Raw genomic sequence first — 11,668 nt, 5'->3', positions numbered from 1 at the left:
ATGGATCCGGATATATCGGCACGATTACCGCGATACTCTGACGTCCGTGGGAGAGGCATCCATTTTGACCCTGCTGGGGGATCGTGCGGGTCTGCAAGGCGACGACACTGCGGTGACGTTTGTTGACTATGAAGCAAGCTGGGAGGGCTCGACCGAGAGCCTGACGTACTCCCAGCTGTATCGGCGCGCGTGCGGGGTCGCACGAGCGCTCGGTAGCTGCGGCTCGCCGGGTGACCGGGCGCTGATCCTGGCCCCTCAGGGCTTGGACTACATCGTCGCCTTCTTCGGGGCGCTGAAAGCGGGACTGATCGCGGTTCCGTTGGCGGTTCCGCTGGGCGGCGTCAGCGACGACCGGGTCAGTTCGGTGCTGCAGGACGCGGAGCCGACGGTCGTCCTGACCACGTCGGCGGTGGCCGGTGTGGTCACCGACTACGTCAGGGCGCACTCCGCATCCCCGCCGGTGATCGTCGAGGTGGACGCCCTGGATCTCGACGCCCCGGGGGGCGCTGGGCTGCCCGGTGGAAGTGTCACGGACACGGCGTATTTGCAGTACACCTCGGGCTCGACGCGCAACCCGGCCGGCGTCATGATGTCGCACCAGAACCTACTGGCGAACTTCGAACAGCTGATGTCGGGTTACTTCGCCGAATTCGGAAATGTCGTCCCGGAGGGCTCGACCATCGTCTCGTGGCTGCCGTTCTATCACGACATGGGCTTGTACCTGGGCGTCTGCGGGCCGGTGCTGGCTGGAGTCCCGGCCGTGCTGATGAGTCCGGTGGCGTTCCTGCAACGTCCGGCCCGGTGGATGCAGATGCTCGCGACCCACGGTCGTACGTACACAGCCGCACCGAACTTCGCATTCGAGCTGGCGGTACGCAAGACGTCCGATGCCGACATGGCCGGGCTCGATCTCTCGGACGTGCTCGTGATCATCACCGGCAGTGAGCGGGTGCACCCGGCAACGCTCGAGCGCTTCACTCAGCGCTTCGCGCGGCAGAACCTGAGCCCGAAGGTGATACGCCCGTCCTACGGGATGGCCGAAGCCACCGTGTACATCGCGACGCGCGAATCGGGGGAGTCACCGGCGATCGTGCGCTTCGAATCCGAGGCGCTGACCGAGGGGGCCGCGCGGCGCTGCCAGAACGGAGCGGGCACCCCGCTGGTCAGTTACGGCATCCCGATCGCGCCGATGATCCGGATCGTGGATCCCGAAAGCCTGGCCGAGTGTCCATCCGGAACCGTCGGGGAGATCTGGGTCCACGGCGACAACGTCGCCAGCGGCTATTGGCGCAGACCGGAGGAAACCGAGTCCACCTTCGGTGGCCGGATCGTCAATCCGGCCGCCGGTACGCCTGAGGGGCCGTGGCTGCGTACCGGGGACTCGGGATTCGTGTTCGACGATGAGTTGTTCATCATCGGACGTATCAAGGATCTGCTGATCGTGTACGGGCGCAATCACTCTCCTGACGACATCGAGGCCACGATCCAAGAGGTCAGCCGGAGTCGGTGTGCGGCCATCGCCGTGCCGGACGGCCATACCGAGAAACTTGTGGTCATCATCGAAGTCAGGAAGCGGGCCGAGTCGCCCGCAGACCAGCTCTCGGCCGTCAAGCGCGACGTGACCTCGGCGATCTTCAACGTGCACAGCCTGGGCGTCGCGGATCTGGTTCTGGTGCCTCCTGGTTCGATTCCGATCACGACGAGCGGCAAGGTGCGGCGCGCGGCGTGTGTCGATCAGTACCGGCAGGGTGAGTTCGCCCGTTTGGACGCCTAGGTACCCATGCGGGTGGGTGACAAGTGAACCTGGCCTATGACGACCGGGGTGACGGTGAGCCCGTGCTGTTCATCGCCGGCCAGGGCGGACTCGGACGCACGTGGGATCTGTACCAGGCACCCGCATTCCGTGCCGCCGGATATCGGGTGATCACCTTCGACAACCGGGGTGTTGGTGCCACGTCGGAGGCCGACGGCTTCACCACGGCGACGATGGTGGCTGACACGGCGGCGTTGATCGAGCGCCTTGATGCCGCACCCGTGCGGGTGGTCGCGGTCTCGATGGGCTCGTACATCGCCCAGGAGCTGATGCTGGCCAGGCCCGAATTGGTGAGCCAGTCCGTTCTCATGGCCACCCGTGGGAGACATGACCGTACGCGCGAGTTCTTCCGAATCGCCGAACGGGACCTGGCCGACGCCGGTGTCATGCTGCCTGCCACGTATGACGCGAAACTGCGTCTGCTGGAGAGCTTTTCACCGAAAACCCTGAACAACGAGGATTCCGTGCGGGATTGGATCGACATGTTCACCAGGTGGCCGGCCAAACTGACGTCCGGGATCCGCGCTCAGTACGGCGTCGCTCCGTTGAACGACAGAAGGCCCGCCTACCGGACCATCGCCACGCCGGTGCTCGTGATCGGATTCGCGGATGATCTGGTGATGCCGCCGCACCTCGGAGCGGAAGTGGCAGATGCCCTGCCGAACGGGCGCTATCTCGAGATCGCCGACGCCGGCCACCTGGGCTTCCTGGAACGCCCGAATGCGGTTAATTCGGCAATCTTGAATTTCTTTGCAGAATCACACAACGGCCATTCCTTGCCGTGACAACTGTTAGCCGCGTTAAATTCCGTTCCCCGGCGAAGGTCGCGCCAAATGGATTACGATCCCGTATCACCTTGGGAATGGACAGATATGGAGGTCGCCTGAATGCTCTACTGGTCAGGCTCGGATCGTCCTGCCCGAGCTGTTGTATGCCTGCCGTGACATCCATTTACGGCAAGCCAGAGGGCGCTGCCGTAAAAGAGTTGCCGGCTTCTCCGGGGCGCCGGTCGGTGCACTTCGCCGGTTCCTGCGGCGTGGATAGTGCGGATTAGGCCGCGGATTCAGGGGGTTGGTGATTTGGGGGTTCTGAAGCGGGTGTGGATTCCGCTGCTGATCTTGGTGGTCCTCGGTGCCGGAGGATTCACCGTCATGCGGCTGCACGGTGTTTTCGGCTCGCAGACCCGCCCCGCATACGCCGACACAGAGCTCGAGGAGCGTAGGCCGTACGACCCCAAACAACTGGTGTATGAGGTGTTCGGTCCACCTGGGACGGTGGCGAACATCAGCTACTTCGACGTCGATGCGGAACCACGGTTTGTCGAAGGGGCAAGCCTGCCATGGTCGTTGAAGTTCGCGATGACCGAGGCGACATCCATGGTCAACGTCATCGCGCAGGGCGATAGCAACAGAATCGGCTGCCGCATCATCGTGGACGACGAGGTCAAGTCGGAGAAGGTCGAGAGCGGGGAAAGCGCGTTCACCTACTGCCTCCTGAAGGCCGCATGAGTAGCCAGATGACCGGCGGCAAACCGCCGTTCGTAGCGAGGATGATCCGCGTACTGGCGGTGCCGATCATCATCGGGTGGTTGCTGATCGCGTACGTCCTGAGTGCGATCGTCCCCCCGCTGGAGCAGGTCGAGAAAGAGCACTCGGTATCGCTGATCCCCAACGATGCGCCTTCGTTCGAGGCGGTCGAGCGGATGGGCAGGAACTTCGGCGAGGCGACCTCGAACAGTGCGGCGATCATCGTCCTCGAGGGTGATCAGCCCCTTGGTGACGACGCGCACCGGTACTACAACGATCTGGTCCGTCAACTGCGGGCGGACACCGCGCATGTGCAACACGTCCAAGACTTTTGGGGCGATCCGCTGATGGCGGGCGCAGCAGAGAGCGCTGACAGCAAGGCCGTCTACGTTCAGATGGGTCTGGCGGGCGATCTGGGCCAGTCACTTTCGAATGAATCGCTGGAGGCAGTTCGGGGCATCGTCGACCGGAGTTCGCCCCCTCCGGGGGTGAGGGCCTACGTGACCGGCCCCGCGGCGATGGTCGCCGATTTGAGCGCGAGCGGCAACCGCACGGTCCTGCTGGTCACGGGCCTGAGCCTCACGGTCATCCTGGTGATGCTGTTGTTCTTCTTCCGTTCGATCTTCACCGCCGTGATCCTTCTGTTCCTGGTTGGCATCCAATTACAGGTGGCCCGAGGGGTTGTCGCTCTTCTCGCCGACAGCGGTCTCATCGGGCTGTCCACCTACGCAGTCAACCTTCTGGTCACACTCGGAATCGCGGCAGGAACCGACTACGGCATCTTCTTCGTCGGGCGCTATCAGGAGGCGCGACAGGCAGGCGAAGACAAGGAACAGGCGTTCTACACGACGTACCGCAGCGTCGGCAAGGTGGTGCTGGCGTCGGGATTGACGATTGCCGGTGCGGTGTTCTGTCTCAGCTTCACCCGATTGCCCTATTTCCGGACTCTCGGTGTTCCGTGTGCCCTGGGCATGATGGTGGCAGTCGCGGTGGCACTGACGCTGATCCCGGCGGTGCTTGCGCTGGGCAGTCGACTCAGGTTGTTCGAGCCGAGACGCAAGATCATCGTTCGTCGGTGGCGCCGGATCGGCACCGCGATCGTTCGCTGGCCCGCGCCGATCCTGGTTGCGGCTTGCGCGGTGTCGCTGATCGGGCTGTTGGCGCTGCCCGCATACCAACCCGGCTACAGCGACCAGAAGTATCTGCCCAAAGACATCCCCGCCAACGCGGGGTACGACGCAGCGGCCCGGCATTTCCAGCAGTCGCTGATGGCGTCTCCCGACATACTGTTGGTCGAGGCCGATCGGGACATGCGTAACCCGGCAGATTTCCTGGTGTTGAACAAGCTGGCCAAGGGCGTGCTGTCCGTTCCCGGGGTGGCCCGGGTGCAGTCGGCGACCCGGCCCGAGGGTATTCCCCTCAAGCACACCACGATTCCCTTCATCATCAGCTCCTCCAACGCCGGCCAACTGCAGCTCCTGCCGTTCCAGAAGGCCCGGATGAACGACTTGGCGGCGCAGGCCGACGAGATCTCGAAAACCATCGCCGTGATGCAACGCATGTACGGGCTCATGCAACAACTCGCTGCCGCGACCAATGACGTGGTGAGCAAAACGCATGATCTGGAAGACGTGACCCTTGAGTTGCGCGACCACATGGCCGACTTCGACGACTTCTGGCGGCCGGTGCGCAACTACCTGTACTGGGAGCCACATTGCTTCAACATCCCGCTGTGCTGGTCGACGAAGTCTCTGTTCGAGGCGCTTGACGGTGTCGACAAGCTCACCGTGACGATGCACCGGCTGATCGGGAATCTCGATCAACTGAATGTGCTTCTGCCGCAGATGATCGCCCAGTTCCCCGCCATGATCGCGACGATGCAGAGCACACGGACGATGATGCTGACGATGCGCAGCACCATGGGGGGCATCCTGGCGCAGATGGACGAGATGTCCGATGGTGCCACCGCGATGGGCAGAGCCTTCGACAATGCCCAGAACGACGATTCGTTCTATATCCCACCCGAGGTCTTCAAGAACGCGGACTTCAAGCGGGTCATGGACGTGTTCTTGTCACCGGACGGGAAGACGGCGCGCTTGCTCATCACCCAGCGAGGCGATCCCGCGACGCCTGAAGGTATTGCGCGGGTAGAGCCGATCAGAACGGCTGCAGAGGAGGCGCTGAAGGGAACGCCTCTGGAGAACGCCAAGCTTTACCTCACCGGGACCTCGGCGATGTCGAAAGATCAGGTGGACGGGTCGACCTATGACCTGCTGATCGCGGGAATCGCCGCGCTGTGCCTCATTTTCATCATCATGCTGATCATGATCAGGAGCCTGGTGGCGGCGTTGGTGATCGTGGGGACGGTGGCGCTTTCTCTCGGCGCGGCGTTCGGACTGTCGGTGTTGGTCTGGCAACACATCCTCGGAATCGAGTTGAACTGGATAGTCCTCGCGATCGCGCTCATCATTCTGTTGGCGGTCGGTTCTGACTACAACCTGCTGCTGGTGTCCCGGATGAAAGAGGAGATCAAGGCGGGCATCAACACGGGCATCATCCGCGCCATGGCCGGCAGCGGAAAGGTCGTGACGGCAGCGGGTCTGGTGTTCGCGGCAACCATGTTTGCGTTGCTGGCCAGCGATGTGCGCACCATCGGCCAGGTGGGTTCCACGATCGGCATCGGCCTGCTCTTCGACACCTTGGTGGTGCGTGCGTTCATGACGCCGTCCATCGCGGCGCTGCTCGGCCGTTGGTTCTGGTGGCCGCTCGCGGTGCGTCAGAGGCCCGCCAGTGCGCTGCTGCGGCCGACCGGGCCTCGGCCGCTGGTCCGTTCCCTGTTGCTCAAACCCGACGAACGCTGACCGCGGTGAGCAACAAGCCGCCGCTTATTGCCAGGGTGATTCATCGGCTGGCCGTGCCGATCATCATCGGCTGGTTGGTGGTCGTCGCCGTGCTCACCTTCGCCGTTCCATCGCTCGAAACGGTGGGGCGACAGTACTCGGTGTCGTTGGTCCCCAAAGACGCCCCGTCGTTCCAGGCGGCAAAGCACATGGGCACGGTGTTCGGCGAATCCGACTCCGACAGTGTGGCAATGATCGTCCTGGAGGGAGACCAGCCTCTCGGGGATGCGGCGCACCGCTACTACGACGACCTGGTTCGCCAGCTGAAGGCCGACACCCGTCATGTGCAGCACGTGCAGGACTACTGGGGCGACCCCCTGACGGCGCCCGCGGTCCAGAGTGCTGACGACAAGGCTGTGTATGTCCAGCTGAATCTGGCGGGTAACCAAGGCGAATCCCTGGCGAACGAATCCGTCGACGCAATCCGGGGCATCGTGGACCGGACGCCACCGCCCCCGGGACTGAAGGCCTACGTCACCGGACCCGCGCCACTGGTCGCGGATATGAACCATGCCGGCGACAAGTCCATCATCAAGATCACCATTGTCACGCTCGTGGTGATCTTCACGATGCTGCTCCTGGTCTACCGCTCGATCATCACCGCGGTGCTTCTTCTCGTCATGGTGGGCATACAGGTCCAGGCGGCTCGTGGCGTGGTCGCATTGCTCGGTGAGCACCAGGTCATCGCGTTGTCGACATTCGCGGTCAATCTCCTGGTATCGCTCGGGATCGCGGTGGGGACCGACTACGGCATCTTCTTCCTCGGGCGCTATCAGGAGGCGCGGCAAGCCGGGGAAGACCGGGAAGCCGCCTTCTACACCACATTCCGAAGTGTGGCCAAGGTGGTGCTGGGTTCCGGCATGACCATCGCCGGCGCGATTTTCTGCCTCAGCTTCGCGCGGCTGCCGTATTTCCAGACGATGGGTGTTCCGACCGCCGTCGCGATGGTCGTCGCGGTGGCGGTAGCGCTCACACTCGTTCCGGCGGTTCTCGCGGTGGGCGGCCGGGTGGGCCTGTTCGAGCCCAAGCGCAAGATCATCGTCCGGCGGTGGCGGCGGCTGGCGACGGCGATCGTCCGATGGCCTGCGCCGATTCTGGTCACGGCCTGCGTGATCGCGCTCATCGGTCTGTTGGCCCTGCCGGCCTATCAGACCAGCTACAACGACCGGCTGTATGTGCCTGCCGACATTCCCGCCAATGTGGGATATGCCGCCGCTGAGAGGCACTTTCCGCAGTCCCGCATGACGCCTGACATCCTCATGCTCGAGGCCGACCACGACATGCGCAATCCGGCAGATCTGCTGATATTGAACAAGGTGGCGAGGGGGATCTTCGCTGTTCCCGGAATATCCCGGGTGCAGGCGGTCACCCGGCCTGAGGGCAACCCGATCGACCGGACGTCGATACCGTTTCTACTGAGCTTGCAGAGCGCCAATCAGGAACAGGTGCTGCCGTTCCAGCGGGACCGCATGAAAGATCTGTTGAAGCAGGCAGACGATCTGACCACGATGATCAACATCACGCAGCATCTCTACGATGTCGGTCTGAAAATGTCCGACACCACGCATCGGATGACGCAGGACACCCGCGATTTGGATACCACAACCGATGAATTGCGGGACCACATCGCCGATTTCGACGATTTCTGGCGGCCGATCCGCAATTACTTCTATTGGGAGCCGCACTGTTTCGACATCCCGTTCTGCTGGTCGTTCCGATCTCTGTTCGACTCGATCGACGGGGTCGATGCGGTCTCAGACGGCGTGCATGACCTGAGTCTCGGGACCGACCGCCTGGATGTCCTGATGCCCCAGATGATCGCCCAGTTCCCGCAGATGATCTCGAGCATGAAGGTCATGAGGGCCGGCCTTCTGACCATGCACAGCACAATGGCCGGGACCATGGCCATGATGGACGAGATGAGCGATAACGCCACCGCGATGGGTCAGGCGTTCGACGCGGCTCGCAACGATGATTCCTTCTACCTGCCGCCGGAAGTCCTTGAGAACAAGGACTTCAAACGCGCGATGAACCTGTTCTTCTCGCCGGACGGGAAGTCGGTCCGTTTCATCATTTCGCACCGGGGGGATCCTGCTACGCCCGAGGGGATTTCACGGGTCGAGGCGGTGCACCGGGCGGCCGAAGAGGCGCTCAAGGTGACTCCGTTGGAGAACGCCAAGATCTACCTGGCAGGTTCCGCCCCGACGTTCAAGGACATGCGTGACGGGTCGACCTATGACCTGTTGATCGCGGGGGTCGCCGCGCTGTGCCTGATCTTCGTGATCATGTTGCTCGTCACGCGAAGCCTGATCGCCGCGCTGGTCATCGTGGGGACGGTGGCGTTGTCGCTGGGCGCCGCGTTCGGCCTGTCAGTGCTCATCTGGCAGCACATTCTCGGCATCAACCTGCATTGGCTCGTGCTCGCGATGTCCGTGATCATCCTCTTGGCCGTCGGTTCTGACTACAACCTGCTGCTGGTGTCCCGGATGAAGGAGGAGATCGGCGCGGGGATCAACACCGGGATCATCCGGGCCATGGGCGGTAGCGGAAAGGTCGTGACAGCAGCGGGCTTGGTGTTCGCGTTCACGATGATGTCGATGGTGGCCAGTGACCTGCGGATCATCGGCCAGGTGGGTTCCACGATCGGTATCGGTCTGCTGTTGGACACCCTGGTGGTGCGCGCGCTCATGACTCCGGCCATCGCAGCGCTGCTCGGCCGCTGGTTCTGGTGGCCGCAGCGCGTGCGACAGCGGCCTGCCAGCGCGATGCTGCGGGAAACGGCGCCCCGGCCGGTCGCCCGTTCGCTGTTGCTGCGGTCCGACGAGAGCTGACGCGCTGTGCGGCATTTGCCCGGGCGTGGCTGAGTGCCGGCGCAGCGAATTGCAAAAGCCCTGGGGGATCAGCGCTGAGCGAGTAGAGTCCGGTCTTGGGGGAGGAGGTCCTCACATGACGAAGCGTTCGCTGACCACATTGGCTGTCGCCGTCGGCAGCTTGACCTTGTTGACCGTCGGAGCCGGTGTCGCATCCGCGGATCCCAGGCTGGATTCGGCCGTGAACACCACGTGCACTTACCCGCAGGTGATGGGGGCGCTGAATGCACAGAGTCCCATGGCGGGCGCCTCGCCGGCAGTTCAGGATGTGCTGCGCCAGTTCCTGGGCTCGTCGCGGGATCAACGGCAGAACATGGCCGAGGGCATCGCCGCTCAACCGGCCAACCAGCCCTACCTGGGATTGCTGCAGACAGTCTTCGACACCTGCAACAACTTCTGAGCGCAGCGGAGTCAGAGCCTCGGCTTGACCCCGCCCAGCTGCTCGGTCAACGCGTCGGCCGTCGCCACCAGTGCCCGGGCCCGGTCGGTGATCTCCTTGTCCGTCAACGCCGTTCCGATGTGCAATGACGCCGCCATCACCTGACGTTGATAGTGGTCGAACACCGGTGCGGAGATGACGCTGACGTCATGCGGGGTATTGTCGCCGGACCCCTCGTCACGCAGATACACCCGCTCGCCGATGTCGGAGACCAGCTCACTGAGCAGAGCGCGTAGTTCGTCGGGAAGGTTGGTCGACATCCCGGCCATCAGGGCGTAGAGCCGACGGCCCCCCGGCGTCAGGCGTTCCACCAGATACCCGTCCGTGCGGCAGTTTTCGATCACCCGGTGCAGCCGGGCAGATTCGGTGCGCAGCGGGATGGTCGGCGCCTTAGCCAGCCAGGCGCGCAGGGCATCGTCGTCCCACAGCACGAACATCAGGCCGACCGGCGGGGCGAACGGATAGCTCTGTCCGACCCGCACCCCGGCATCGCGGCCGGGCGGGCCGACCACCTCGAGCACGGTGATCCGGTCGTCGACGACGGCCGTCAGACCCGCGGAGGTGTCGAAAGTGGCGGACAGCGCCCGCAGTTCGGCGCGGGCCGCGGGATTGACGCGCATGGACTCCTGGGCCGCGTGGCCGAGTGAGATCAGGCTCGGTCCAAGGCGATACGTCTTGTCGGCGCTGTCGCGGATCAGGTAGCCCGAATCGGTGAGCGTGCTGAGGATGCCCAGGCAGGTCGGCTTGCTCAGCCCGACCCGGCGGGTGAGCTCGGACAGTCCGAACCGCTCCTGCGGATGGCGGGACAGGAAATCCAGGATGGCCACCACCCGTGCAGTGGGCGGCGAAGCGCGGCCGGCCGGCTCGTCGTCTGGCATCGGACCTCCCTGGACTGAAGCCGCCGTTGACTCGATTTAGAACGCGTTCTAGTGTCAGGTAGGAAACTCTACCACTGCGGTTCAATATTGGACCGAGAGAGCAGATGCCGGATGTACTCACAACCACTGGTCGACGCCATCGCCGAGGCTGAGCGCCTGGTGAGCGCCGCTCCCTTCATCGAATCGGAAGCAGATCTCCTCGAGGGCCTGCAATACCTGGCCGGTTGTATCGCGGCGTGCACGCACGTCGCATTCGACTACGACCGCGACCACCCGTTCCTGCACAGCGGAACCGGGCCGTTCACCAAGATGGGTCTGGACAACCCCGACACCATGTACTTCGGCACCCGGGTCCAGCCCGGGCACGAGTACGTCGTCACCGGACGGCGCGGGACCACCACCGACGTCAGCTTCCAGTTGCTCGGTGGCGAGTACACCGACGAGAACGTGCCCGACAGTGAGACCGCGTTCGACGATCGCAAGCTCGACATCGCCGCCGACGGGACGTTCGAGTGGCGGTTCAGCCCGGCGACGCCGTCGCAGTTGGTGATCCGGGAGGTCTACAACGACTGGTCGGCTCAGCGCGGCTCCTTCGCGATCTCGCGCACCGACACCGCAGGCACGGCGCCCGCGCCGCTGACCCGCGAACTCATCGAAAAGCGTTACGCCACCGCAGGCAAGCAACTCGTGCAGCGGGTCAAGACCTGGCTGCAGTTCCCCAAGTGGTTCTACGACAACCTCCCGGTCAACACGCTGACCGCGCCTCGGTTGACCCCGGGTGGGCTGGCCACGCAGTACTCGTCGGTCGGGCATTACGACATGACGCCGGACCAGGCGATGGTCATCACGCTGCCGGTGTCGGACGCGCCCTACCTGGGCTTCCAGCTGGGCAGCCTCTGGTACATCTCTCTGGACTACATCAACCACCAGACCTCGTTGAACGGCACGCAGGTGCAGGCCGACCCGGACGGCAAGATCCGCATCGTGGTCTCCGACGCGAACCCGGGCGTGACCAACTGGTGCGAGACGTTGGGCCACGGCAAGGGATATCTCCAGTTCCGCTGGCAGCGGGTTTCGCGGGAGTTGACCGCCGAGGACGGGCCGACGGCAGAGTTGGTGGACATCGATTCTGTGGCCGACAAGCTGCCGTACTACGACAGCAACAAGATCTCCGAAAATGATTGGCGGGCGCGAATTGCGCTTCGTCAGAAGCTTATTGGCGAAAGGATGGTGGGCTGACCG

Annotated in this window: 8 protein-coding genes; 7 read left to right on the top strand and 1 reads right to left on the bottom strand. The window is 63.7% G+C overall.

Features of this window, described 5'->3' with window-relative positions; genetic code table 11:
- The first annotated feature begins 46 nt into the window (after positions 1 to 46).
- From G6N57_RS01945 to G6N57_RS01920, 6 genes are all read left to right on the top strand, one after another.
- On the top strand, positions 47 to 1,774 hold the full coding sequence (locus G6N57_RS01945; protein WP_077742600.1) for an AMP-binding protein: 1,728 nt from the start codon (positions 47 to 49) through the stop codon (positions 1,772 to 1,774).
- Positions 1,775 to 1,797: 23 nt separating this feature from the next.
- Positions 1,798 to 2,598: an alpha/beta fold hydrolase gene (locus tag G6N57_RS01940; protein ID WP_077742599.1), complete on the top strand. Its 801-nt coding sequence runs from the start codon at positions 1,798 to 1,800 to the stop codon at positions 2,596 to 2,598.
- A 312-nt stretch (positions 2,599 to 2,910) separates the two neighbouring features.
- On the top strand, positions 2,911 to 3,321 hold the full coding sequence (locus G6N57_RS01935) for an MmpS family transport accessory protein (RefSeq protein ID WP_097925935.1): 411 nt from the start codon (positions 2,911 to 2,913) through the stop codon (positions 3,319 to 3,321).
- The gene (locus G6N57_RS01930; protein WP_077742598.1) at positions 3,318 to 6,200 is read left to right on the top strand and encodes an MMPL/RND family transporter; all 2,883 of its coding nucleotides are present in this window, start codon (positions 3,318 to 3,320) and stop codon (positions 6,198 to 6,200) included. Before G6N57_RS01935 ends, G6N57_RS01930 begins: the two co-directional genes overlap by 4 nt.
- A 5-nt stretch (positions 6,201 to 6,205) precedes the next feature.
- The gene (locus tag G6N57_RS01925) at positions 6,206 to 9,070 is read left to right on the top strand and encodes an MMPL/RND family transporter (protein ID WP_077742597.1); all 2,865 of its coding nucleotides are present in this window, start codon (positions 6,206 to 6,208) and stop codon (positions 9,068 to 9,070) included.
- Positions 9,071 to 9,185: 115 nt separating this feature from the next.
- Entirely contained in the window at positions 9,186 to 9,509 is a 324-nt protein-coding gene (locus tag G6N57_RS01920; protein WP_077742596.1) for a hemophore-related protein, read from the top strand.
- 11 nt (positions 9,510 to 9,520) lie between these two features.
- On the opposite strand, the gene G6N57_RS01915 is transcribed toward G6N57_RS01920, so the two are convergent.
- Positions 9,521 to 10,426 (bottom strand): IclR family transcriptional regulator, encoded by a 906-nt coding sequence (locus tag G6N57_RS01915; RefSeq protein WP_077742595.1) that lies wholly within the window; start codon positions 10,424 to 10,426, stop codon positions 9,521 to 9,523.
- Positions 10,427 to 10,537: 111 nt separating this feature from the next.
- Here G6N57_RS01915 and G6N57_RS01910 point away from each other — a divergent pair, with 111 nt between their 5' ends.
- Entirely contained in the window at positions 10,538 to 11,665 is a 1,128-nt protein-coding gene (locus G6N57_RS01910) for a hypothetical protein (RefSeq protein WP_077742594.1), read from the top strand.
- The last annotated feature ends 3 nt before the right edge of the window (positions 11,666 to 11,668 follow it).

The organism is Mycolicibacterium boenickei, assembly GCF_010731295.1.
GTDB classification, from domain to species: domain Bacteria; phylum Actinomycetota; class Actinomycetes; order Mycobacteriales; family Mycobacteriaceae; genus Mycobacterium; species Mycobacterium boenickei.
This window is presented reverse-complemented; position numbering and strand designations above follow the sequence as displayed.